Here is a 24971-nt window from a genome sequence, read left to right as displayed (position 1 = left end):
TAAGATCGATACCGGAGCGAAAATCGCCATCGGGTTCGCCGCAATCATGCTGGCGCTCGCGCTGGTATCCTTGTGGCCGACCAATCGCGGGATCGTGCGCATGCTTGACTTCGTGCGCGAGCCTGCGATCTATCTTGCGGCCCTTCTGGGCGTGCTGGCCGCGCTGTTCGCCGGGCGGGGCAAATGGATTGCGGTGGGACTGTTCGCAGCCAGCGCAGTCATCAATCTGGCGCGTATGTGGCCCTATACGGCGCTTGCCTCCACGCAGGTGCCGCTGCCGGACGAGGTGAGCGGGATGAGTTGCGCCGAGGTTCTTTCTTTCAATGTCCTTCAGTCGAACGAGGACTATGCGCGCACCGCCTCGCTGATCGAGCGAACCCGGCCCGATATCCTGTTGCTGATGGAAACGAATGGCGACTGGCTGCGTGCGCTCGAACCGCAGCTGGCGCGCTATGGCTATCGCCTGGCCCGGCCGCTTGAGAACACCTACGGGATGATTTTCGCCACCAATCTGGAGGTCGAGCGGGCGCGGATGGTGGCGAACACCTCCAGCAACACGCCTACGCTCTACGCCACTTTGCGGATGGGAGATGGAGCGCGCTTCGAACTGGTCGGCCTGCATCCACGCCCGCCGCGTCCCGGCGAGAACACCCAGCAGCGCGATGCCAATATCGCCCGCGCCGGCGCGAAGACGCCAGACGGGATCGGCAACGTGCTCGCGATCGGCGATTTCAACGACGTTCCCTGGTCGCGTACGACCGAACGGTTTCGCGAGGAAGGCAACTTCCTCGACCCGCGTGCGGGGCGCGGCAGCTTTGCAAGCTTTCCGGCGGATTACGCCTGGCTGGGATGGCCGCTCGACCAGATCATGGTGAAGGACGGCGTGAAGGTGGAGCGGCTGGAGATCGGCGAGGATGTCGGATCGGATCATTTGCCGCTCATGGCGCGAGTCTGCGTCGATCCGATGGCGCCCGATTCGGACATGCCGGAGCGGGCGGGGGGCGGTCCGGGGACCACGGAGCGATAGGGCGACGGCGAAGCCGCCGCCCTGACGTCAGACCGGCTCGACGGGCCAGGCCCGCCGACCGGCTGGCCGAGCCGATGGCTGGCGCCGGTGGCGCCAGCGGCGAGCAGGGCGGGCCTGCTCGCCTGCCATCGTCAATACATATGCTGGCCGCCGTTTATGCTCATGGTCGATCCGGTGACGAAGCCCGCTTCCTCGCTGCACAGGAAGCTCACGCCGCGCGCGATTTCGCTCGCTTGGCCGAGGCGGCCGACCGGGATCTTGGCGACGATCTTTTCCAGCACCGGTTCGGGCACGGCGGCGACCATGTCTGTGTCGATATAGCCGGGCGCGATCGCGTTGACGGTGATCTTGTAGCGCGCGCCTTCCTGCGCGAGCGCCTTGGTGAAGCCGTGAATGCCGGATTTGGCCGCAGCGTAGTTCACCTGGCCGTATTGTCCGGCCTGGCCGTTGATCGAGCCGATATTAACGATCCGGCCCCAGCCACGCTCCTTCATCCCTTCGAAGGTCGCCTTGGCGAGGTTGAAGCAGCCGCCGAGATTGATGCGCATCACATCCTGCCAGTCCTCGTAGGTCATTTTCAGCAGCGTGCCGTCGCGCGTGATGCCGGCATTGTTGACCACCGCGTCGATCGGGCCGACTTCGCTTTCGATCTGCTTGCAGCCTTCGATCACCGCCTCGTGATCGCCCACGTCGAAGCGATAGGCCTTGATCCCGGTCTCGTCGGTAAAGCGTTGCGCGGCTTCTGAATTGCCTGCGTAATTGGCGACGACGGTGAAGCCGTCCTCGCGAAGATGCTCGCAGATCGCCTTGCCGATGCCGCGCGTTCCGCCCGTTACAATGGCCACTCTTCCCATTCGCGCTCTCCCTTGCTGTACGAGGCCGTCGGCCTTGCATTTCCGTAGCGTCAGGAAGACCTTAGGCGCAGGCGCGCGCACGTCACAACCGGGATTGTCGCGCGGAGCCGGATAAATACGTATTTCGAAAAATTAGCGGCCCAAATCGCGGACCGGACGCAAGAAGCGTCAGGTCAGAAACGCAGCTGCGTCCCGACGTAAACCGCCTGGCTGTCTTCGACACCGTCGGTCAGCGGAGTGAGGCGGTCGCTTTCCTGCGAAAGGCGGACGCCTGCGGTCACGTTGAGATTGCCGACCACCCGATAGGCACCGCCCACATCGACGCTCCGCCCGCTGCGCGATCCCGATGCGCGCGGCACCGGGCCGCTGGGCTGCGCCGATTCGAGCGCAACGCGCGGCTGGAAGCGGTCGGGCTTGTCCTTGCCGCCGGATTCAAGCGAGAACCGCTCGAGATCGGGCATGGTCAGGTCGCGAACGCCGACAGGCAGATCGACCGGCTTCGGCTGAGCGAAGCCCTGATACCCGCGCGCAATGCCGAGATTGTAGCGAGTAGGTTCTACCGCGACGGATCCGATGCCGCTGCCCATACCGATGCCCGCCTCGCTCACGCGCTCCAGCGGCTTGCGCACCGAAATGGCGCGGGCGGTCGCATCGTCGACGCGCACTGCCACGGTCAGAGTGCGATCCTTGCGAGCCGGGCGGGCGGCGGGCGTGAACCGCAAAGCATCGACACCGATGGTGGACGCGACTTCGCGAACCAGACCCGGATCGAGTCGTGCGGGCGTGAAAGGCAGGAATTCGAGCGATTCGTCGGAGAGGGACGCGCTGTGCGCCACAGACGCCTGGCCGACGGCGAGCGCGGCAGCGGCGGGGAGCGCGAGACCGAGTCCTGCGGCCACGAGCACAGCGGGACCGAAACGTCCCTTGCCGGTGCTGCCATGCCGCTTGCTCGTCACGGTTCTTCTCTCCACCCCGATGGCCCCGTTACCCGAATTTGATCCGCCATCGGCGAAATTTCAGGCACCATTGGCTTAGACGCCGGGAGGGCTGAACGGTTCCTTAAAAACCCTTGCCCGGCAATCCTTTGCGACTCGTTGGATAGGAAGCCCCGTCGCACACCGCCAGCCGAATCCTTTAACGGCAGCTACATGGCGCCCAAGGTGTTGCGTGGGTTCAACAGGTCGCAGCGGACCGGTGCCGGAAAACGGATAGGAATTGCGAGTCGTTCGGAAGTTGCCGGGCAGCGAAATTCACAATCGGTTCACGGCGATACGGGTCATGAAAGCATGCCTGCGCTCAACGATGCGTGCGCCCCAAAGCTTGCTCCCCTCGCCACCCCGGCTATAGAGCCCGGGTCTCAAAAGCGTCCGACCGACAGACCAAGGATCAGCATGACCCGTCCCTTCGCCTCTCCCCGCATTCTCGCCCGCGCCGCTCTGCTGCTGGGCACCACCGCGGCGCTCGCCGCCTGCGGCGGACGTGACCGTCCGGTCGCCGATCTCGCCGCGGCGCAGGTCAACACCATCGGGGTGAACAGCTATCTGTGGCGCGCCGCGCTCGAAACGGTGAGCTTCGCGCCGCTGCTCCAGGCGGACAGCGCGGGCGGCGTGATCGTGACCGACTGGTATGCCAATCCGTCCAATCCCGGCGAGCGGGTCAAGATGACCGTCACCATCCTCGACACCGATCTGCGCGCCGATGCGCTGCGCGTCGCCGCCAGCCGCCAGGTCGCACAGGGCAATAGCTGGGTCGATGCGCCGGTTCAGGCCGCCACGGTCCAGAAGCTGGAAGACATCATCCTGACGAAGGCGCGCGAATTCCGCCGCCAGACGATCGCCGGCTGAAACCTCGCACTAGAACTCGCAGGGGCACGCGATGAACGATACGGGCACCGGGCAGGGGCATACGGCGCCCTTCGATCCCGCGCAGGCTGATACCAAGTGGCAGGCCGCATGGGACGAGGCGCAAACCTTCCGCGCCGACAGTAATAGCGACAAGCCGAAGAGCTATGTGCTCGAGATGTTCCCCTATCCCAGCGGGCGCATTCATATCGGCCATGTCCGCAATTACACGATGGGCGACGTGCTCGCGCGCTACAAGAAGGCGACCGGGCACGAAGTGTTGCATCCGATGGGCTGGGACGCGTTCGGTATGCCGGCGGAAAACGCCGCGATGGAAAAGGGCGTCCATCCCGGCGGCTGGACCCGCGACAATATCGAACACATGAAGGCGCAGCTGAAGCGCCTCGGCTTCGCCCTCGACTGGAGTCGTGAGCTGGCGACCTGCGAGCCCGACTATTACGGCCACGAGCAGGCGCTGTTCATCGACCTGTACGAAGCGGGCCTCGTCTATCGTAAGGAGAGCGAGGTCAATTGGGACCCGGTCGATATGACCGTGCTCGCCAACGAACAAGTGATCGACGGCAAGGGCTGGCGCAGCGGCGCGGAAGTCGAGAAACGCAAATTGTCGCAGTGGTTCCTGAAGATCACCGACTTCGCCGAGGAATTGCTCGAAGGGCTGGAGGGTCTCGAAAACTGGCCCGACAAGGTGCGGCTGATGCAGGAAAACTGGATCGGCAAGTCGCAGGGGCTGGAATTCAGTTTCGACCTTTCGGACGGTGGCAGGCTGGCGGTCTATTCGACCCGACCTGATACTATCTTCGGCGCGAGCTTCGTCGCCGTCGCCGCCGATCACCCGGTGGCCCAGGCGCTCGACACTGACGCGGCGCGCGATTTCATCGCTCTGTGCAAGAAGGGCGGGACGACCGCGGCGGAGCTGGAGACGGCGGAAAAGCTCGGCTTCGATACGGGCCTCACCGCGAAACACCCGTTCACCGGCGCGGACCTGCCCGTCTATATCGCGAATTTCGTGCTGATGGGATACGGCACCGGCGCGGTGATGGGCGTGCCCGGCCACGACCAGCGTGACTTCGAATTCGCCACCAAATACGATCTCCCGATCCCGCGCGTCGTCGCGGCGAGTGCCGCCGAGGCCGACAAGACGTTCGAGGGCGAGGCGGAAAGCGGAGAGGGCGTAATCGTCAATTCCGACTTCCTCGACGGAATGAGCGTGGAGGATGCCAAGCGCGAAATCATCTCGCGGATCGAGCAACAGGGTCGCGGCGAGGGCAAGACCGTCTGGCGCCTGCGCGACTGGGGCGTTTCGCGCCAGCGCTATTGGGGGACGCCGATCCCCTTCATCCATTGCGGTGCGTGCGGCGTCGTTCCGGCGCCGAAGTCCAGCCTGCCGATCGTTCTGCCAGAGGATGTCGATTTTCAGACGCCCGGCAATCCGCTCGAACGGCACGAAAGCTGGAAGCATGTCGATTGCCCCGGATGCGGCGGCAAGGCCGTACGCGAGACCGACACGCTCGACACGTTCGTCGATTCGAGCTGGTATTTCCTGCGCTTCGCCAGTCAGCCCACGGATAAGCCGTTCGACCGCGACGAGATCGCCAAATGGCTGCCGGTCGAACAATATATCGGCGGGATCGAGCACGCGATCCTGCACCTGCTCTACGCCCGCTTCTGGACGCGTGCGCTCAATCGCATCGGCTTGATCGACGTGACCGAGCCCTTCGCTTCGCTGTTCACGCAAGGGATGGTGACGCACGAGACGTATGAGCGCGCGGACGAGAAGGGGCGCGTCCTCTATTTCGCGCCCGACGAAGTGGAGCGCCGCACCGACACCGCGATATTGAAGGCCGACGGATCGCCGCTTGCGCTCGGCCGCGTTATCAAGATGTCGAAGTCGAAGAAAAACGTCGTCGATCCCGATACGATCGTCGATCGCTACGGCGCGGATGCGGTGCGCTGGTTCATGCTCAGCGACAGCCCGCCCGAGCGCGATCTGCCATGGTCGGAAGCGGGGATCGAAGGCTGCTCGCGCTTCGTCCACCGCCTGTGGCGCCTGTTCGGTCAGTTCGACGGGGCAGCGAGTGGCGTGGACAAGCCGCTCGACCGCAAGACGCACCAAACGATCGCAGCGGTGGCATCGGACGTCGAATCGCTCGGCTTCAACAAGGCGGTGGCGCGGATCTACGAATTGACCGGCGCGGTGGAGAAGGCCGCACCCTCGGCAAGTCGCAGCGCCGCGATCCGCACGCTGGTGCAATTGGTCGCGCCGATGATGCCGCATCTGGCGGAAGAGGCGTGGGCGGCGCTGGGCGAAAGCGGTCTCGTCGCCGATGCCGCCTGGCCCACGGTCGATCCCGCTCTGCTGGTCGAGGACGAAGTCACCATCGCGGTCCAGCACATGGGCAAATTGCGCGACACGCTGACCGCGCCCAAGGGTGCGTCGAAGGACGATCTCGAAAAGCTGGCGCTGGCGAGCGAGAAGGTCCAGCGCTCGATCGATGGGGCGGCGATCCGCAAAGTGATTGTGGTGCCCGACAGACTGGTGAATATCGTCACCTGATGCGCGCGCTCTTCGCCTCTTTTGCCTTGGTGGCTCTGTCCGCATGTGGCCTCCAGCCGATGTATGCGGGTGGGGGCAATGGCGCGGTGGCAAGGGGCCTGTCGGCGGTGGAGGTCCCCGCGATCCCCGGTCGTGCAGGCTGGCTGGTGCGCAACGAACTGGTCGACAGGTTTGGCGCGGCGAGCGATGCGGCGGCACGCTATCGCCTAGACGTGCGGCTGGACGACCAGCTCGAAGGCCTCGGCATTCTGGGCGACGACACGGTTTCGCGCGAGCGTCGGACTCTGCGGGCGCGTTACCAATTGGTCGATATCGCCAGCGGAGAAATCCTGCTCGACGCGACGGCGGGCAGCGATGCGGGGATCGACGTGGTGTCGAGCGAATATGCCGTGATCGCGGCGGAACAGACCGCGCTCGAAAACCTCTCGCGCGAGGTCGCGGACCGGATCGTCACGCGCGTCGCCCTGCGATTGCGCGAAGGAACCACGCGAGCGGGCGAGTGAAGCTCACTCAGAAGGATTTCGCCGCCAAGGCACCGGGTGCGGCGCGCACCGCCGGTATCTTCTTTTTCTGCGGACAGGACGAGGCGGGCGCTTCGGCGGCGGCCCAGGCCTTGATCGGAATGCTGCCGGAAGCGGGCGAGCGAGTGGAAATGGCGGGCGCGCAATTGCGTGCCGATCCCGCGCTGCTGGGGGACGAGGCGCGTTCCAACTCGCTGTTCGGCGACACCCGCCATATCTATGCGCGCGTTACCGGGGACGAAGCGCATGACGCGCTCAAGCTTCTGACCGAAACGGGCGATATGGGCGCGGGCGAGGCCTGCCCGGTCGTCGTCGTCGCGACTTCCGCCACCGACAAGTCGCGCACCGCCAAGCTGCTGGAAAAGCGCAAGGATGCGGTGGTGGCGATGTTCTATCCCCCCAATCTGGAAAGCGTCACCGATCAGGTCCGCGCGATGGGCGATGCGGCGGGCGTGACTCTGTCGGGCCCGCTGGCCCAGCGGATCGCGCGCGCCGCTGCCCTCGACGTGCGGCTGGCGCAGTCGGAAGTGACCAAGCTCGCTCTCTATCTCGATGCCGCGCCGCAGGCTCCGCGCCAGGCGAGCGCGGAGGATCTCGACGCGATCGGCGCAAGCAGCGAAGAGGACGGGTTCATGCCGCTCGTCAACGCAGTGCTGTCGGGCGAACAGGCGAAACTGGCGGGCGAGCTGAAGCGGATGCGCGAAGTGTCGCTCAATCCCGTCGGCCTGCTACTCGCCTTCGAACGCCGCGCGGCGCAACTCGCCAAGATCGCCGCCCGCCTCGGCCCACGCCAGAATCTCGACGAGCTCAATCGGGGCGAGAAGGCCTCGCTCGGCATCTTCTTCAAGGAAGAACGCGATATCCGCACCCAGCTCGCTTACTGGCGGGGCGCGCGGCTCGACAGGCTGACGACGCGGCTGGTGGAATTGCACCGCGAGCTTCTGGCGAACAGTCAGGCGGCGGAACTGCTGCTGTCGCAGGCGCTGGCAGGAATGGCGCGCCGAGGGCGGCGCTGACGCCTCAATTATCCGGGACCGAGAACGTCCCCGTCACGCGTCCGCCTGAATTGGTCGTGGTGGTCCCATCCGCGCCGCTCACGCTGGAAGAGCCGCTGGCCGATCCGTCGACGCTCGACACGCCGCTTCTCAAGTCGATCACCAGTCTTCCGCCGTTAAGCGTGTCGCTGCCGCGATTGAGGCGGACGTTTCCGGCCATGGTGATGATCCGGCGGTTGAAATCGTAGACTGCGTTGTCGCCCCTTGCGCGCTCATTGCCGCGCGTCACTACCACGCCGCCAGTCGCCATGATCCGCTGGATGCTGAGCGAGCCTGCGTCCGAATAATTCACCAGCGTGCGCGCCGCGGTCAGCCGCAATCCGGCCTGCTCGATCACCACATTGCCCGACAGGACCACGCGGTTCTGCCGATCCTGCAATTCGATCCGGTTGGCGGCATAATCGACCGGCGCGTTGGAATTGTGGCCTGCGATCGCCTGCGCGTTCGTCTGGATGCCCGCCATCAGTGCGATCGTGGCGGCGAAACCGCCCAGCGCCCAGCGGGCGGCAGTCGTGGAGAGCGAAGTGGTCTTGGTCGTCATCGTCACGGCATCCTCAATCGGCCGGGTATCATGCGCAGCCGGGCATTCCCTTGGAGCGCGACGGTGCGCGCGTCGAGATCGGCTTCGAGCTGGTCGGCGGAAAAGGTCCCAGCCGGAATAGCGCCGGACACACCGCCGGTGCCCACCACTGTCTTGCTGGTCAGGCTGATGAGCACGTCGCGCAGCAGCATCGAATAGCCATCCGCCGCCGTCATCCGCACGGCTCCCGGCACGCGCATCGCGGCGGCATCGATATCGTAGGCCCCGCCGGGTGCCAGCAATTGGGCGGGCCCTTCGCTCAGCAGGATGCGCGCGCGCATATCGTCCATCCGCACGATCCCCTCCAGGCTCGATCGCTGCACCGCCTCGCCCGCCGTCAGCGAGAAGGGGCGGCCCGTATCGTCCTGTCCGCGATAAAGCGCATTGTCGACGCGCAGCCGCTCGTCGATCACGGCGACCTTGTTGCGATCGAGCAGGAAGCTGATTTCGCCCCGCGGGCTCAGCGGCGTTACCACCATCAACGCCGCCACCACGCCGACGCCCATGGGCAGAGCCTTGGCAAGGAAGCTGACCAGCCGGTCGTGCCGTCCACCGGGCGCGGCGAACCGCTGGCGGCGGCTGCGTCGCTCGGCCGCCTGTTCGGTTTCGATCCGCCGCTTGCCCGTGGCTTCTATGCTCGCCATCGCACGCCTATGCGGAGGCGTGGCTGAATATGTCGTGATCGGGCCAGCCGGCAAGGTCGAGGCGCGCACGCGCGGGCAGGAAGTCGAAGCAGGCCTGCGCCAGTTCCATGCGTCCTTCGCGCTTCAGCCGCTTTTCCAGCTCGTCCTTCAGCCGGTGGAGATAGCGCACGTCGGACGCGGCGTAATCGCGCTGCGCATCGCTGAGGACAGGGCCGCCCCAGTCCGAGCTCTGCTGATGCTTGGACAGGTTCTCGCCCAGCAATTCCTCGACGAGGTTCTTGAGGCCGTGGCGATCGGTATAGGTCCGCACCAGCTTGCTGGCGATCTTCGTGCAGAACACAGGCGCGGCAGTGACCCCGAGATAATGTTCGATCGCGGCGAGATCGAAGCGCGCGAAGTGGTAGAGCTTCAACCGGTCCGGATCACTCAGCACGGCGGCCAGATTGGGCGCCTCGTATTCGCTGTCGGGATTGAAGCGGACGAGATGCTCGTCCCCGCCGCCATCGCTGATCTGCACCACGCACAGGCGATCGCGCGGGGTTATAAGCCCCATCGTCTCGGTATCGACGGCGATCGGTCCATCCGCAAGCACGCCTGCGGGCAAGTCTTCTTCGTGAAAATATACGGCCATGCCTCGCGCCTTAGGCGCATCGGGGATTGAGGGAAAGAGGCGCTGGATAGGGTGGCGCATGGGGCGTATCGGCAGGGCCATGTCCGATACCGTTCCCGCAAGCTGGCGGCCCGCACTCGATCCCGTTCTGGCGCGCGAGGAGGCGCGCATGCTGGGCGGATGGTTGCGGGCCGAGGAAGAGGCGGGCAAGACCGTCTATCCCCCGCGCGGCATGCGCTTACGCGCGCTCAAGCTGACACCGCTCGACCAAGTCAAAATCGTGATCCTGGGTCAGGATCCCTATCACGGGCCGGGCCAGGCGATGGGGCTGAGTTTTTCCGTGCCCGAAGGCGAGAAAATCCCGCCGAGCCTGCGCAATATCTATAAGGAGCTGGAAAGCGATCTCGGCATCGCGCAGCCCGCGCATGGCGATCTCACCGCATGGGCGAAGCAGGGGGTGCTGCTGCTCAACACCTCGCTGACCGTGGAGGCGGGACAGGCGGGCAGCCATGCGGGGCGCGGCTGGGAAGCAATAACCGACGCCTGTGTGGCGGCAGTCGCGGCGCGCGACGAACCGAGCGTCTTCATCCTGTGGGGCGCGCACGCCCAGAAGAAACTGACGACGATTCCCGACATTGCGGCCTCGCGCCATCTCGTGATCGCGAGCCCTCATCCCAGCCCGCTTTCCGCGCGGCGCGGCTTCTTCGGCTCACACCCCTTCAGCCGCGCGAACGCGTTTCTGGAAGAAAGCGGGCGCGGTGCGGTGGATTGGCGGGTGTAATCAGCTTGTAGCGGGTATCACCATCCCGCTGGCGTCGCGAAGCACCAGCGTGCGACCGGAACCGGGCGTGCCATAGGGACGCGTATACGCCCGCAGCGACACGGCGTCCCCGGCCTGAAGGCGCTTCTCGATACACCCGAAGCGCCAGCTATCGCCGTCGAATGCCACGGCGAAGGCACGGTGCGTCGTGCGCGCAGGGTCGAGCGCTATCCGATCGATATCGGACGGACAGATGCGGAGCGTCTGTTCTTCGGCAGACGTGTTGGCGATCTCGAAATTCCACTCCTCGTAGGAAGGCCGCCTGTAGTCCGCTTCGACCTTGTCGAAAGTGGCGGAGAAGGGCGAGGAGGCAGAAACGGCGGCAGCGGCGAGAAGCGAAAGCATCGTGGTTCTCTTGTTCTACTGCAAATGCAGTACACAATCAAACGCGAATAGGAGTCTATGCGCTCACCACATCGGTTTCGGACATTTTTAAATGGCGATCACGCCAATTACCGCGGCAGCTCCGTCACTCCCATCAGCGCTTCGTCCACCGCGCGGGCGCATTGGCGGCCTTCACGGATGGCCCAGACGACGAGGCTCTGGCCCCGGCGCATATCGCCGCAGGCATAGACGCCGTCTTCGCTGGTGGCGTAGCGATCGGTATCGGCCTTCACATTGCCGCGTTCGCACAATTCCACACCCGCCCGGTCGAGCAGACCGCGCCGCTTGGGGCCGGTAAAGCCCATGGCGAGGAGGATGAGGTCCGCCTTCAGCGTGAATTCGCTTCCCGGTACTTCCTCGAAGGAGCGCCCGTCCCATTCGATCCGCACGCATTCGAGGCCCGTGACATCGCCATTCTCGCCCACCACGCGCTTGGTCAGCACCGCCCAGTCGCGTTCCGCGCCTTCCTCGTGGCTGGACGAGGTGCGCAGCTTCAGCGGCCAGTGCGGCCAGGTCATCGCCTTGTCCTCCTTTTCAGGAGGCTTGGGCATGATTTCGAGCTGGGTAACGCTCGCCGCGCCCTGGCGGTTGGACGTACCGACACAGTCGCTGCCGGTATCGCCGCCGCCGATCACGATGACGTGCTTGCCCTTGGCCGACAGCGTCCCGCGCGGCGCGGCGCGCACTTCGTCGTCGCCCGCATTGCGCTTGTTCTGCTGGGTGAGGAATTCCATCGCCAGGCGCACGCCCGACAATTCCGCGCCGGGAATGTCGAGCCGCCGGGGCTCTTCCGCTCCGCCCGAAAGCACCACCGCGTCGAAATTGTCGCGCAGCGCCTGGAAGCTGACCTCCACGCCCACTTCGGCGCTGGTGCGGAACTGGACGCCTTCGGCCTCCATCTGAACCGCGCGGCGGTTGATGAGGTGCTTCTCCATCTTGAAGTCGGGAATCCCGTAGCGAAGCAATCCGCCGATCCGGTCGCTCTTCTCGAACACCGTCACTGCGTGGCCCGCGCGGGCCAGTTGTTGCGCACAGGCGAGGCCCGCCGGGCCGCTACCCACCACCGCGACCGACTTGCCGGTGTGTTTTTCCGGCACTTGCGGTTCGACCCAGCCTTCCTTCCAGCCGCGATCCACGATGGCGCATTCGATCGACTTGATCGTCACCGGCTCGTCCACGATGTTGAGCGTGCAGGCCGCCTCGCACGGGGCGGGGCAGATGCGGCCGGTGAATTCGGGGAAATTGTTGGTGGAATGGAGGACGGCGAGCGCGTTCTTCCAGTCGTCTTCGTAGACGAGATGGTTCCAGTCCGGGATGATGTTGTTCACGGGACAGCCGTTGTGACAATACGGAATGCCGCAATTCATGCACCGGGCCGCCTGCTTCTTGAGCGCGCCCTCGGAATGCGGAATCGTGAATTCCTTGTAATGCGTCAGCCGCTCCTGCGGATCGGCATAGGTGCGCTCCTCGCGCTCGTATTCGAGGAAGCCGGTTTCCTTGCCCATTATTCCGCCGCCTCCATCGCAGCCTGTTCGCGTTCGTCTTCCAGCGCCTTCAGCGCCCTGGCATAATCGCGCGGCATCACTTTCTTGAACTTGGAAAGCGCCGCGTCCCAATCTTCCAGCAGGCTTTTCGCCAGTCTGGATCCGGTGTGCAATTGATGCCGCTCCACCAGCACGCGCAGCCGCTCCGCATCGTGGTAGAGCGGATCGCCCATCCCGTTATTCTCGACCGAAAGGCCGCGTTGCTGCGGCTCGCCCCAGCTCTTTTCGGCGCCTTCGGCTTCGTCCTTCGACACGGCGAAGACATCGACCTGCGCCGGATTGACGCGCTGTTCGAACGTGCCGTCGGGATCGTAGACATAGGCGATCCCGCCGCTCATACCCGCGCCGAAATTGCGGCCCGTCTTGCCGAGCACGCAGACCACGCCGCCGGTCATATATTCGCACGGATGGTCGCCCGTGCCTTCGACGACTGCGACCGCGCCCGAATTCCGGACTGCGAAGCGCTCACCCGCGACGCCGGCGAAATACGCCTCGCCCGCGATCGCGCCGTAAAGGACGGTGTTGCCGACGATGATGTTCTCGTCTGCCGTGCGGGGCGCGGTTTCGGGCGGACGCACCGCGATGCGGCCCCCCGACAATCCCTTGCCGACATAGTCGTTGGCATCGCCCGTCAGATCGAGCGTGACGCCGTGGGCCAGCCATGCGCCGAAGCTTTGCCCGGCAACGCCGGTAAACGCGATGCGGACGGTTTCGGGCGGCAGGCCCGCATGGCCGTGCGCTTCCGCGATCCGGCCCGACAGCATCGCGCCGGTCGTCCGGTTGACGTTGCGAATCGGTCGTTCGAGCGTGACCGGCGTGCGGTTCTCGATCGCGTCCCGGCAGGCGTCGATCAGATCGTTGTCGAGCGCGGCGCCGAGGCCGTGATCCTGCGTCAGCGTGTGGCGCAAGGGCACGCCCTGGGCGACCTTGGGCTGAGCAAGCAGGCGCGATAGGTCGATCCCGCGCGCCTTCCAGTGGCGATGGACGCGGGCCGTATCCAGCCGGTCCACGCGGCCCACCATCTCCTCGACGGTGCGGAAGCCCATCTCGGCCATGATCGCCCGCAATTCCTCGGCGACGAAGAAGAAGTAATTGATGACGTGTTCGGGCGTGCCGGTGAAGCGCTTGCGCAGTTCCGGATCCTGCGTCGCCACGCCCACCGGGCAGGTGTTGAGGTGGCATTTGCGCATCATGATGCAGCCCGCCGCGATCAGCGGGGCGGTGGCGAAGCCGAACTCGTCCGCGCCCAGCAGCGCCCCGATCGCGACGTCGCGCCCGGTGCGGAGCCCGCCATCGACCTGCACCGCGATGCGGCTGCGCAGATCGTTGAGCATCAGCGTCTGCTGCGTTTCGGCAAGGCCGATTTCCCACGGCGAGCCCGCATGGGTCAGCGAGGTCAGCGGCGAAGCGCCTGTGCCGCCCTCGTAACCCGAGATCGTGACATGGTCGGCCTTGCACTTAGACACGCCCGCCGCGACCGTGCCGACGCCGACTTCGCTGACGAGCTTCACGGAAATGCGCGCCTTGGGCTGGACGTTCTTCAGATCGTGGATCAGCTGGGCCAAATCCTCGATCGAATAGATGTCGTGGTGCGGCGGCGGCGAGATCAGGGCGACGCCGGGCGTGGCATGGCGGACCTTGCCGATCACCTTGTCGACCTTGTGGCCGGGCAATTGCCCGCCTTCGCCGGGTTTGGCACCCTGCGCCATCTTGATCTGGATATCGTCCGAATTGACGAGATATTCGGTGGTGACGCCGAAGCGGCCGCTGGCGACCTGTTTGATCCGGCTGCGCATCGAATCGCCATTGTCCATCGCGGTGAAGCGATCGGGCTCCTCGCCCCCTTCGCCGGTGTTGGAGCGACCGCCGATGCGGTTCATCGCGATGGCGAGCGTGGTGTGCGCCTCGCGGCTGATGGAGCCGTAGCTCATCGCCCCGGTGCTGAAGCGTTTGACGATCTCGGCGGCGGGTTCGACCTCGTCCAGGGGGATCGGCTGGTCCGCCGGTTTCAGCTCCATCAGCCCGCGAATGGTCAGCAGGCGTTCGGACTGTTCGTTGATCGCCTTGGCATAGGCGGCGTAATTGTCGGGCTTGTCGCCCCGCACCGCGTGCTGGAGATTGGCGACGGATTCGGGCGTCCAGGCGTGATCCTCGCCGCGCAGGCGATACTGGTAGATGCCGCCGACATCGAGCATGCCTTCGTAAAGCGGGCTGTCGCCATAGGCCTGGCCGTGGCGCAGCACCGCTTCTTCCGCGATCTCGGCAAGCCCCGCGCCGCCGATCGTGGTGGCGGTGCCGGTGAAGAAATCGTCGACGAAATCCTGCGCGAGGCCGACCGCGTCGAAGATCTGCGCGCCGCAATAGGACTGGTAGGTCGAAATGCCCATCTTGGACATGACCTTCAAAATGCCCTTGCCGACGGCCTTGACGAAATTCGCCTCGACCTTTTTCGCATCGAGCTGCGGCAGCTTGGTGGCGCGCAGATTCTCAAGCGTCTCGAAAGCGACGTAAGGATTGATCGCTTCCGCGCCGTAGCCCGCAAGCGCGCAGAAATGATGCACTTCGCGCGCTTCGCCGGTCTCGACCACCAGGCCGGTCTGCATGCGCAAGCCCTGGCGCACCAGCTGATGGTGCACGGCAGAGGTCGCCAGCAGGGCAGGCATCGGGATCCGGTCCGGCCCCTGTTCGCGGTCCGACAGGATCAGGATCGTGTGGTCCTGCAACACCGCTTCGGTCGCGGCCCAGCACATTTCCTTGATCGCCATGGCGAGGCCGTCGGCCCCGGTGCTGGCATCCCAGGTGGTGTCGATGGTCGCCGTGCGGAAGGCACCGTCCAGCGCGACTTCGACCGAGCGGATCTTGGCCAGATCCTCGTTGGTCAGGATCGGCTGCGCGATTTCGAGGCGCTTGTGCGATCCCGCCTCGCGCCCGAGCAGATTGGGGCGTGGGCCGATCATCGACATCAGGCTCATCACCAATTCCTCGCGGATCGGATCGATCGGCGGATTGGTGACCTGGGCGAAGTTCTGCTTGAAATAATCGTAGAGCAAGCGCGGACGCGCACTCAGCACCGCGATCGGCGTGTCGGTGCCCATCGACCCGACAGGATCCTCGCCATTCGCCGCCATCGGTTCGAGGAAGCGGGAGAGATCCTCCTGCGTGTAGCCGAAGGCCTGCTGGCGTTGGAGCAGCGAGGTTTTCACGCCCGGAATTTCCGACAATTCGGGCTCGATATGCGAGAGGTCTTCCAGCTTGTACTGCGCGCGATCGAGCCATTCCTCGTAAGGATGTTCGGCGGCGAGCTGCGTCTTCAGCTCGTCATCCTCGATGATGCGGCCCTGTTCGAGATCGATCAGCAGCATCTTGCCCGGCTGGAGACGCCATTTGCGGACGATCTCCTCTTCTTCGACCGGGAGCACGCCGCTTTCGCTCGCGAGGATGACGTGCCCGTCCTGCGTCACGCAATAGCGCGCGGGGCGCAACCCGTTGCGGTCGAGCGTGGCGCCGATCTGGCGACCGTCGGTGAAGCAGACGGCGGCGGGCCCGTCCCAGGGCTCCATCAGCGCGGAATGGTATTCGTAAAAGGCGCGGCGGCCCGGCTCCATCAGGTCGTTCTTGGCCCAGGCTTCCGGGATCAGCATCATCATCGCATGGGCGAGGCTGTAGCCGCCCGCCAGCAGGAGTTCGAGCGCGTTGTCGAGGCAGGCCGTGTCCGACTGGCCATGCGGGATCAGCGGCCACATCTTGTCGAGATCGACGCCGAGAAGGTCGCTCTCCATCGTGCGGCGGCGCGCATTCATCCAGTTCACATTGCCGCGAACCGTGTTGATCTCGCCGTTATGAGCGGTGAAGCGATAGGGGTGGGCGAGCCGCCAGCTCGGGAAGGTGTTGGTGGAGAAGCGCTGGTGCACCAGGCCGAAGGCAGAGGTGCAGGCCTCGTCGCGCAGATCGTCGTAGAAGCTGCCAACCTGGTTCGCCAGCAACAGGCCTTTGTAGACGATGGTGCGGCTGGAAAAGCTTGGGATATAGGCCTTTGGAAGATCGGGAAGGCCGTGCTTTTCGGCCAGCTTCGCCAGCGGATTGAGCGTCTGCTTGCGGATCACGATCAGCTTGCGTTCGAACGCGTCCTGATCCGCGCAGGTTTCGCCGCGCGCGACAATGCACTGCCGCATCACCGGCATCGAATCGATGACCGCCTGGCCCAGCCCGTCCAGCGTGGTCGGCACGTCGCGCCAGCCGAGCACGCGCTGGCCTTCCTTGGCGACGAATTTCTCCAATTGCTCGGCGACGAAGCGGGCCGCTTCCTCGTCCTGCGGCAGGAAGCATTGCGCCACCGCGTATTGCCCGGGCATCGGCAGATCGACGCCCTCCTGCTCGGCCCAGCGGCGGAAAAGGGGATCGGGCAATTGCAGCAGGATGCCCGCGCCGTCGCCCAGCAGCGGATCCGCCCCCACGGCGCCGCGATGGTCGAGATTGGCGAGGATTTCCAGCGCGCGCGTGACGATCGAATGGCTTTTCCCGCCCGCGATATGCGCCACCATGCCGACGCCGCAGGCATCGTGTTCGTTACGCGGATCGTAGAGCCCGGCGGCGGGCGGCGGGAACATGTCGGTCGTCATCGCTTGCGTCACTCGCGTCCTTCTTCCCGATCGGGCGCGAAGCGGCGCAGCAGCACGACCTCGCGTCTCGACCGTTCGAGCAGCCCCCAAACGGCAGCGCTGCTTAAATGTCGTGAACCGCCCTTGTGACGTTCAGGAGAAGTTTTTGCAACTGCGAGAGGAGTAGGATTATTTCGCGAGGTAAAAGCTGGACAGCGCGTTTGTTACCTCAGGCGCGATCAGGACGTGCCTTCCACCTGATCCAGCCTGGCGAGCGCGGCGCGAAGCATGGCCTGGGAATCAGTCTCGCCGCTTTCGGACGGAGCCTTCTCGGCATCATCGTACCCGGCTTCGCGCCGCGGGTAAAAACCTGCATCGTCGTCGCGCGATACGGTCTCGTTATCGCCATCCCGGCGCGCTTCCAGCGCAAGTTCGAGCCGAGCGACGAGTTCGGGAAGCGAGAGGACTTCGAGTGGTTCGGCCGGCACTGCGAGCGTGGGGGGCTGAATTTTCTCTTCGGTTTCCTCGTCCGGTTCGGCTTCGTCGTCCGGCCCATCGCCAGCAGCAGTTGGGCCTGCCGAGACGAAGGAGGAGTCGAAGATAGCGCCGCCGTCATTGTCGTCGTGTTCGTCGCGGAAGGATAAAGGCGCGAAGTCCTCCCCGTCCGGGTCTTCCATCGGCTCGATGGAGGGGGCTTCGTCCGAAACGCGCGCCTCGTCGTCCACTTGCCTGAGCCTTGCCAGACCTGCAACGAGGCGGTCGGCCTCGGCCCGCTGCGGATCCTCGTCGAGCGTGCGCGCCGCCGATGCGGCATCGAAGCCGGTGTCTTCGAACGGTTCGTCGTCCTGCGCTTCATGCGCAGTTAGATCGACATAGGGTGCGGCGTCGCGTTCCAGAGCGTCGGCGGGATCGTGCGTATCCGCCGGATCGAGCGCGTCCGCTTCGTCCGTCATCTGCTCGCGCCAGGCCTGCCAGGCGGTGGCATCGTCCGTGGCGGAATCCTCGCTGGCGGCAGCGGCGTCCGGATCGGGCGCATTCCGGCCCGTCGATTGTCGCGCGAGCGTGTCGGCCATTGGAGATCCCTGCTCGGATCGCGTCGCGCGGCGCACCTGCCAGGCGACGAACAAGCCGATCAGCGCGCCAAGAATTGCAGCAGCTACGGTGATCGCCAGCCGCGCGGTATCGCCGAGCGGAGGTTGCGCGGCCGGAACGATGTCAGCGAGGCCAGTCGCGCTCGCGGCATTCTCGAAGATCGATGCGGGCAGCACGAATGTCCCCCCGCCGAGCAGGGCCGCGAACCACAGCGCCACGACGACCGGGAAGGCCGGATGGCTGCTGATGGGGCGGGACGTTGAAGAAGTCATGTAAGGGCGCTCGTTCCTGTCAGGCGGCGCGCCGGGCGCCGTTTTCCGGCGGATCGCCTACCAGACGTTGGTAAACGGCTCGATAATTTTCGACATTGCGCGCCCAGTTGTGCCGCGCCGCAACATGGGCGCGGCCCGCATCGCGCATCGTGTCCCAGCTTTCGCGGCGGTCGATCAGATCGGCCAGAGCATGGGCGCAGGCGGCGGGATCGTCGGGCGCGAACAGCACGCCGGTGCGCCCGTCCGCGATCAGTTCGCGGTGCCCGCCGACATCGCTCGCGGCGACGATCCTTCGCTGCGCCATGGCTTCGAGCGGCTTCAGAGGCGTGACGAGATCGGTGAGGCGCGATTTCTTGCGCGGATAGGCGAGCACGTCAGTAAGCGAATAATACCGCTCGACCTCGGAATGCGGGACGCGCCCGGTGAAGAGAATGGCCTCATGCGCCGGACTGGCCGCGGCCTGGGCGCGCAATCGATCCTCCATCGGCCCGCCGCCGACGAGAAGCAGGCGCGCACCGGGATGGCGTTCGCGCAGGATCGGCATGGCGGCGATCAGATCGTCCAGCCCTTCGTAATCGTAGAAGCTGCCGATGAAGCCGATGACCGGCCCTTCGCCCAGATCGAGCTCGCGGGCCAGCGTCTCGTCGCGCGGGGGCGGTTCGCCGAACAGGTTGAGGTCGACGCCATTGGGCGATAGGGCGATCTTATCCGCATCGTGCCCGCGCGCGACCAGATCGCGGCGCAGCCCTTCGCAGATCGTGAAGACCGCATCCGCGCCTGCGACGACGCGATTCTCGATCGCGCGGGTGAGGCGATATTTCACCGATCCCTCGCGTCCGGTCAGATTGCCGACCGCCGCATCTTCCCAGAAGGCACGGATTTCATAAACGAAGGGCAGGCCGGCGGCACGCGCCGCTCTCAGCCCCGCCATGCCGCACAGGGCAGGCGAATGGGCGTGGAGGATATCGGGCTGCCAATCCGCGATCACGCGCTCGACCCCCTGCCGCAATGTTGAGATCGCGCGCCATTCCCTGATGCCTGGCGGCCCGGATACGGGGCCGGGGACGCGGTGGAATGTGAGCCCGTCATGCTCTGCCGTGCCCGTCTCGCCATCGTGATAGAGCGGCCCGGTAATGCCCCGCACCTCCATCCCCGCCGCCTGCTGCGCCTTCAGGATGGCGCGCGTGCGGAAAGTGTAGCCCGAATGGATGGGCAGCGAATGATCGAGAATGTGCAGGATGCGGGTCATTGCGGTATATCTCTTGCACAACAGGCTTAACGCGGCGTCAACCGCATCCGCGTAACAGCTGCCATCGCATTATCGGGACCGCTTTCGCTTGATCGACTATTTCGCCCTCGCCCTTTGCCACGGACTGCTGCTGATCGCGCTGATCAGGCTGGCGCGGCGCAGCGATGTCGACACCGATGCGGCGCTGGAGGACGAGGCGGAGAAGCTGTCCGCGCGCAAACTGCGCGAGCAGCGCCGCAAGACATTGCGGGCGGACCGCGCGCCGTGATCGATCTCGCGCTCTTCGCTTTCGTGATGGCGTTCCTCGCCCTCGGAATCGCGCGCCCGTTCCTGTGGGTGCTCGCTTATATCTATATCGACATTCTGGCGCCGCAGAAGATCGGCTGGACGCTGACGCCCGCGCTGCCGATCTCCCTCATCGCGTTTTGCGCCGCCTTTGCAGGGTGGTTGCTGACCGATCCCAAAAACGAGACGCGCTTCCATTATCGCCAGGGATTGATGGTGTTCCTGCTGCTCTATTGCTTCGCGACGACTCAGACCGCCGATTTCCCCGTCGAGGCCGCGACCAAGTGGGAATGGGTGTGGAAGGCTCTGGTCTTCGCGATCTTCCTGCCCTTCACCTTGACCACGCGCACCCGGATCGAGGCGGTGATCCTGACCATCGTGCTGACCGTGGGCGCGATCGTCATCAGCGCGGGGATGAAGACCGCGCTGGGAGGGGGCGGGTATGGGAGCCTCTATTTCTTCGTCAACGACAACTCCAACATCTACGAAAGCTCCACGCTAGCCACGGTGGCGATCGGGATGACGCCGCTGATCGCCTGGCTGATGAAATATGGGCGCGTCTTTCCGCCCGATTGGCGCGTGAAGCTGTTCGGCGTGTGCCTGATTTTCGCCTGCCTGCTGATCCCGGTTGGGACGGAGGCGCGCACCGGCCTCCTCTGCATCGCGGTGCTGGGCGTGCTGCTGCTGCGCACAGTGAAGAACCGTATCGCCTATATCGCGGGCGCCGCAGCACTCGGCCTCGTGGCGCTGCCCTTCCTGCCCGCCAGCTATTGGGAGCGGATGTCGACCATTACCGAGCATGGCGGCGACCAGTCCGCTTCGACTCGCGTGGCAGTGTGGGAATGGACGATCGACTATGTGAGCGAAAATCCCTTCGGCGGCGGGTTCGACGCCTATCGGGGCAACAGCTTCAAATACATCATGCCCGAACGCACGGAGGAAGGCAGTTCGGTATCGGTCGAATATGTCGAGGTGGAGGACAAGGGCCGCGCCTACCACTCGTCCTATTTCGAGCTTCTGGGGGAGCAGGGCTATCCCGGCTTCATCGCCTGGATCATGCTGCAATTGACCGGCCTGTGGCAGATGGAGCGTTTGCGCCGCCGCTATCGCACGCGTGACGGCTCGGAAGAGCGATGGATCGGCCCTCTCGCCGCCGGGCTCCAGAACGCGCATATCGTCTACCTCGTCGGCGCGGCGTTCCAGGGGATCGGCTATCAGCCGGTCGTGTTCCTGTTCCTCGGCCTCCAGATCGCGTTGTGGACCTATTGCGCGAAACGCGAATCGCTGGCTTCCGATGATAGCTCAGAGCGCAGCAGGACTCGGCGCAAGAGGCGTGGCGCGCGCACCTCCTCTTCCAAGCCGGTCCGCGAAACTGCCATGCCGTAACGGCACGCGCGGGGCGGTTGCGCCATGCTTTTCCTTGCGCCATGAGACCCGGTGACAGGCGTGATCTTTCGCGCCGCATCATCACAAGGAGAGGCCGATGACCCCGCAGGAAGTGGCAGACAAGACCGGAGAACAACTGGGCACCAGCGAATGGGTCGAGATGACGCAGGAGCGCATCAACCAGTTCGCCGAAGCGACCGGTGACCACCAGTTCATCCACGTCAACGAAGAAGCCGCCAAGATGACGCCGTTCGGCGGCACCATCGCGCATGGCTTCCTGACCCTGTCGATGATCCCCTACCTCACCGCGAACAGCGATGTGCCGCGCGTGGACGGGATCAAGATGGCCGTGAACTACGGCGGCAACAAGACGCGCTTCATCAACCCGGTCCGTTCGGGCAAGCGCATTCGCGGCCATTGGAAGCTGCTCGAAATGACCGAAAAACGCTCCGGACAATGGCAGCAGACGGTCGAGATCACCATCGAGATCGAAGGCGAGGAAAAGCCCGCTTTGATCTGCGAATGGATGACGATGTATTTCGTCTGATCTGAAATATCCCGTCATCCCGGCGAAAGCTGGGATCACTGTCCGCCCGGCAAACGATTAGGTCGGACATTATCGATCAAGATCCCAGCCTGCGCTGGGATGACGAAAGGTTCTTACAATGCGTGACGCAGTAATCGTCTCCACCGCCCGCACCGCCATCGGCCGCGCCTATAAGGGCGGGTTCAACGACACCAAGGGGGCCACGCTCGGCTCCTATTCCCTGAAGCCCGCGATCGAGCGCGCCGGAATCGACGCCGGCGAAGTCGACGACGTGTTGTGGGGCGCCGCTCTCCAGCAGGGTGCGCAGGCCGGCAACCTCGCCCGCCAGGTCGCGCTTCGTGCCGGGTGCCCGATCGGCACCAGCGGCATGACGATCGACCGTCAGTGTTCCAGCGGCCTGATGAGCATCGCCACGGCGGCCAAGCAAATCATCACCGACCGGATGGATGTGGTCGCCGCCGGTGGTCAGGAGAGCATTTCGCTCGTCCAGACCAAAGAAATGCGCGTCATGCCCGATCCCGAACTGATGCAGATGCACGGCGCGATCTACATGCCGATGCTCCAGACCGCCGAAACGGTCGCCCAGCGTTACGGCATCAGCCGCGACCAGCAGGACGAATACGCTCTCCAGTCGCAGCAGCGCGTCGCCGCCGCGCAGGAAGCGGGCAAGTTCGACGACGAGATCGTCCCCGTCTCCACCACCCACAAGGTGCAGGACAAGGAAACGGGCGAGATTTCGGACGTCGCGATCACCATCGACAAGGACGAGGGCAACCGCCCGCAGACCACGCTCGAAGGCCTCAACAGCCTGAAGCCGGTGATGGGCGAAGGCACCACGATCACGGCAGGCAATGCTTCGCAGCTGTCGGACGGCTCCAGCGCCAGCGTGCTGATGGAAGCCAAGGTTGCGGAAAAGAAGGGCCTTACGCCGCTCGGCCGCTATGTCGGCATGGCAGTCGCGGGCACCGAGCCCGACGAGATGGGCATCGGCCCCGTCTTCGCGATCCCCAAGCTGCTCGAACGATTCGACCTCAAGGTCGACGATATCGGCATCTGGGAGCTGAACGAAGCTTTTGCCGTCCAGGTCCTCTACTGCCGCGACAAGCTCGGGATCGATAACGACAAGCTGAACGTCAATGGCGGCTCGATCTCGATCGGCCACCCCTACGGCATGACCGGCGCGCGTTGCACCGGCCACGTGCTGCTCGAAGGCAAGCGCATGGGCGCCAAATACGGCGTCGTCACCATGTGCGTCGGCGGCGGCATGGGCGCAGCGGGCCTGTTCGAGATTTTCTGATCTAGCGGATCAGCGCTACGCAAAAAGGGCGGCTCGGGGTGACCCGGGCCGCCCTTTTAATTTGGTCAGCCAACGGGTTGAAACCTGCCATTGACGATTGGTCCGCGTAGATTAGCGTGCTCACTATGTTTCGATACGGCATTCTAGCGGCGATTGGGATTGCGCTCGGTGGCTGCTCTGACACTTGTTCGAACACGCAGATTAGCAGGGCCGATGCCCCCGATGGCTTGCACAGCGCCATCATTTTCCAGCGGGATTGCGGCGCGACCACCGGGTTCTCGACACAAGTCTCAATAGTCACGAAGGGTGAGCAGCCGTCCGGCAGCGGGAATATCTTCCGGGCCGATGACGGCCATGGAGCAGCCGCAGTTGGTGATTGGGGTGGCCCTTGGGCTGAGCAAAGATGGCTGACGTCTGACCACTTGTTGATTCGCTACGCAGCTAAGTCACGCCTGTTCAAACAGGCGGAACAGAGTTCGGGGGTCAGAATTAGCTATCAGGAAGTCGATCACTGATGTCCTAAATGGGTCGGAAGCAGCTATTTAAGCCGCGACGACCTCACCCATGCTCGGCGATAAACTCCTCCACCACCGGAGCGATCTTTCCGCGCCATTTGCTGCCGTTGAAGATGCCGTAATGCCCGGCACCCTCGGCCATGTAGTAGCGCTTCTTCGACGCGTCCAAATTCGGCGTCAGTTCCAGCGCGGCGCGGGTCTGGCCTAGGCCGGAGATATCGTCGCGCTCGCCTTCGATGGCGAGGAGGGCGGTTTTCGTGATGTCGCCCAGATCGATGCGGCGGCCGCGGTGTTCGTAAGTGCCGTTGGGCAGCGAGTGGGTCTGGAACACCTCGATCACGGTCTGGAGGTAGAATTCCGCCGTCATGTCGCAGACGCTGCGATATTCGTCGTAGAAATCCTTGGTCGCCTGCGCGCTCGCCTCGTCGCCTTCGGTCAGATGCTTGAACATCTCGTAATGGCTTTGCATGTGATTGCCGAGGTTCATGGACATGAAGCTCGCCAGCTGGAGGAAGCCGGGATAGACGCGCCGCCCGCTGCCGCGATACTGCATCGGCACGGTGGCGATGACGTTGTGGCGGAACCACTCGATCGGGCGCTCCATGGCGAGATCGTTGACGGTGGTTGGCGAACAGCGCGTATCGATCGGCCCGCCCATCATGGTGAGCGTCCTGGGCGTGCAGGGGTGATCGTCCCGGTTCATGATCGCGACGGCGGCGAAGACCGGGACGGAAGGCTGGCACACCGCCATCGCATGCGCGTCCGGCCCGATATGTTCGAGGAAGCCGATCACGTAGTCGATATAATCGTCGAGATCGAACTGGCCTTCGGACACGGGCACCGTCTTCGCATCGGCCCAGTCGGTGACATAGACCTCGCAATTCTCGATCATCCGTTCGACCGTGCCGCGCAGCAGGGTGGCGTAATGCCCGCTCATCGGTGCGACCACCAGCAGCTTGGGCGCATCCTCCGGCAATCCTTCGCGGCGGAAGCGCTTCAGGTCGCCGAAGGGGCGGTTGACGACGGTGGCTTCCTCGACCGAGCGGGCCTTCCCATCGACCTTGACCGCCTCGATGTTCCAGGCGGGCTTGCCATAGGTGGCGGTGGCGTGGGCGAACACTTCCAGCGCGCTCGCCGCCATCGGACCCATGCCGAAATAGCCCATCGGCAGCGCCGGATTGTTCAGCATTTCCGAGCCGATGGAGGCCCAGGCGCTGGCGCTCGAGAGCCAGCTGCGTTGCAGTTCGTAGGCTTGGTACAGCATTGCGATTCCCC

At 64.8% G+C, this 24971-nt stretch carries 21 protein-coding genes; 10 read left to right on the top strand and 11 right to left on the bottom strand.

From position 1 onward, the window contains the following. Positions 1-46: 46 nt before the first annotated feature. On the top strand, positions 47-1027 hold the full coding sequence (locus A3736_RS10665) for an endonuclease/exonuclease/phosphatase family protein (protein ID WP_067682785.1): 981 nt from the start codon (positions 47-49) through the stop codon (positions 1025-1027). Positions 1028-1158: 131 nt separating this feature from the next. Here A3736_RS10665 and phbB read toward each other — a convergent pair whose 3' ends face one another. Then, positions 1159-1881, bottom strand: a complete 723-nt coding sequence (gene phbB, locus A3736_RS10660; RefSeq protein WP_067682782.1) for an acetoacetyl-CoA reductase — start codon at positions 1879-1881, stop codon at positions 1159-1161. A 173-nt stretch (positions 1882-2054) separates the two neighbouring features. Continuing rightward, complete coding sequence (locus A3736_RS10655) at positions 2055-2837, bottom strand: hypothetical protein (protein ID WP_082851441.1); 783 nt, start codon at positions 2835-2837, stop codon at positions 2055-2057. A gap of 435 nt (positions 2838-3272) precedes the next feature. Here A3736_RS10655 and A3736_RS10650 point away from each other — a divergent pair, with 435 nt between their 5' ends. Genes A3736_RS10650 through A3736_RS10635 form a run of 4 tightly spaced genes read left to right on the top strand, consistent with a single transcriptional unit; the run spans position 3273 to position 7834 of the window. Continuing rightward, complete coding sequence (locus A3736_RS10650) at positions 3273-3725, top strand: DUF3576 domain-containing protein (protein WP_067682779.1); 453 nt, start codon at positions 3273-3275, stop codon at positions 3723-3725. A gap of 31 nt (positions 3726-3756) precedes the next feature. Beyond that, complete coding sequence (gene leuS, locus A3736_RS10645; RefSeq protein ID WP_067682776.1) at positions 3757-6297, top strand: leucine--tRNA ligase; 2541 nt, start codon at positions 3757-3759, stop codon at positions 6295-6297. After that, the gene (lptE, locus tag A3736_RS10640; RefSeq protein WP_067682773.1) at positions 6297-6800 is read left to right on the top strand and encodes an LPS assembly lipoprotein LptE; all 504 of its coding nucleotides are present in this window, start codon (positions 6297-6299) and stop codon (positions 6798-6800) included. The genes leuS and lptE overlap by 1 nt, the downstream gene beginning before the upstream one ends. After that, a complete protein-coding gene (locus tag A3736_RS10635) occupies positions 6797-7834 on the top strand; it encodes a DNA polymerase III subunit delta (RefSeq protein ID WP_067682770.1) in 1038 nt (345 codons plus the stop codon). The genes lptE and A3736_RS10635 overlap by 4 nt, the downstream gene beginning before the upstream one ends. A 4-nt stretch (positions 7835-7838) precedes the next feature. Here the strand turns inward: A3736_RS10635 and A3736_RS10630 are convergent, their stop codons facing one another. Genes A3736_RS10630 through A3736_RS10620 form a run of 3 tightly spaced genes read right to left on the bottom strand, consistent with a single transcriptional unit; the run spans position 7839 to position 9728 of the window. Further along, positions 7839-8414: an LptA/OstA family protein gene (locus A3736_RS10630; protein WP_067682767.1), complete on the bottom strand. Its 576-nt coding sequence runs from the start codon at positions 8412-8414 to the stop codon at positions 7839-7841. A 2-nt stretch (positions 8415-8416) separates the two neighbouring features. Then, a complete protein-coding gene (locus A3736_RS10625; protein WP_067682764.1) occupies positions 8417-9097 on the bottom strand; it encodes an LPS export ABC transporter periplasmic protein LptC in 681 nt (226 codons plus the stop codon). A 7-nt stretch (positions 9098-9104) separates the two neighbouring features. Further along, positions 9105-9728, bottom strand: a complete 624-nt coding sequence (locus A3736_RS10620; RefSeq protein ID WP_067682761.1) for a ribonuclease D — start codon at positions 9726-9728, stop codon at positions 9105-9107. Positions 9729-9807: 79 nt separating this feature from the next. Here A3736_RS10620 and A3736_RS10615 point away from each other — a divergent pair, with 79 nt between their 5' ends. Beyond that, positions 9808-10488 (top strand): uracil-DNA glycosylase, encoded by a 681-nt coding sequence (locus tag A3736_RS10615; protein WP_067682865.1) that lies wholly within the window; start codon positions 9808-9810, stop codon positions 10486-10488. Here A3736_RS10615 and A3736_RS10610 read toward each other — a convergent pair whose 3' ends face one another. The 5 genes from A3736_RS10610 to A3736_RS10590 all read right to left on the bottom strand — a co-directional run bounded on the left by A3736_RS10610 (position 10489) and on the right by A3736_RS10590 (position 19666). Beyond that, positions 10489-10872: a hypothetical protein gene (locus A3736_RS10610; protein WP_067682759.1), complete on the bottom strand. Its 384-nt coding sequence runs from the start codon at positions 10870-10872 to the stop codon at positions 10489-10491. 107 nt (positions 10873-10979) lie between these two features. Then, positions 10980-12416 (bottom strand): glutamate synthase subunit beta, encoded by a 1437-nt coding sequence (locus A3736_RS10605; RefSeq protein WP_067682757.1) that lies wholly within the window; start codon positions 12414-12416, stop codon positions 10980-10982. After that, positions 12416-17062, bottom strand: a complete 4647-nt coding sequence (gene gltB / locus A3736_RS10600) for a glutamate synthase large subunit (protein WP_067682863.1) — start codon at positions 17060-17062, stop codon at positions 12416-12418. Before gltB ends, A3736_RS10605 begins: the two co-directional genes overlap by 1 nt. Positions 17063-17292: 230 nt before the next feature. Further along, the gene (locus tag A3736_RS10595; protein WP_067682754.1) at positions 17293-18417 is read right to left on the bottom strand and encodes a hypothetical protein; all 1125 of its coding nucleotides are present in this window, start codon (positions 18415-18417) and stop codon (positions 17293-17295) included. A 19-nt stretch (positions 18418-18436) separates the two neighbouring features. Next, positions 18437-19666: a TIGR04063 family PEP-CTERM/XrtA system glycosyltransferase gene (locus A3736_RS10590; RefSeq protein ID WP_067682753.1), complete on the bottom strand. Its 1230-nt coding sequence runs from the start codon at positions 19664-19666 to the stop codon at positions 18437-18439. Between the two features lie 88 nt (positions 19667-19754). Here A3736_RS10590 and A3736_RS10585 point away from each other — a divergent pair, with 88 nt between their 5' ends. The 4 genes from A3736_RS10585 (at position 19755) to A3736_RS10570 (ending at position 23181) form a co-directional block, all read left to right on the top strand. Next, positions 19755-19934: a hypothetical protein gene (locus A3736_RS10585; protein WP_067682747.1), complete on the top strand. Its 180-nt coding sequence runs from the start codon at positions 19755-19757 to the stop codon at positions 19932-19934. Beyond that, positions 19931-21337: a DUF5935 domain-containing protein gene (locus tag A3736_RS10580; protein WP_067682744.1), complete on the top strand. Its 1407-nt coding sequence runs from the start codon at positions 19931-19933 to the stop codon at positions 21335-21337. Before A3736_RS10585 ends, A3736_RS10580 begins: the two co-directional genes overlap by 4 nt. A 97-nt stretch (positions 21338-21434) precedes the next feature. Further along, positions 21435-21884, top strand: coding sequence for a MaoC family dehydratase (locus tag A3736_RS10575; protein WP_067682741.1), 450 nt, complete (start codon positions 21435-21437; stop codon positions 21882-21884). 118 nt (positions 21885-22002) lie between these two features. Then, positions 22003-23181, top strand: coding sequence for an acetyl-CoA C-acyltransferase (locus tag A3736_RS10570; RefSeq protein ID WP_067682738.1), 1179 nt, complete (start codon positions 22003-22005; stop codon positions 23179-23181). 558 nt (positions 23182-23739) lie between these two features. Here the strand turns inward: A3736_RS10570 and A3736_RS10560 are convergent. After that, entirely contained in the window at positions 23740-24960 is a 1221-nt protein-coding gene (locus tag A3736_RS10560) for a polyhydroxyalkanoate depolymerase (protein ID WP_067682732.1), read from the bottom strand. Between the last annotated feature and the right edge of the window lie 11 nt (positions 24961-24971).

The organism is Erythrobacter sp. HI0063, assembly GCF_001635685.1.
Lineage (GTDB): Bacteria > Pseudomonadota > Alphaproteobacteria > Sphingomonadales > Sphingomonadaceae > Qipengyuania.
The sequence above is the reverse complement of the archived record's forward strand: the minus strand, read 5'-3'. Positions and strand labels throughout refer to the sequence as shown.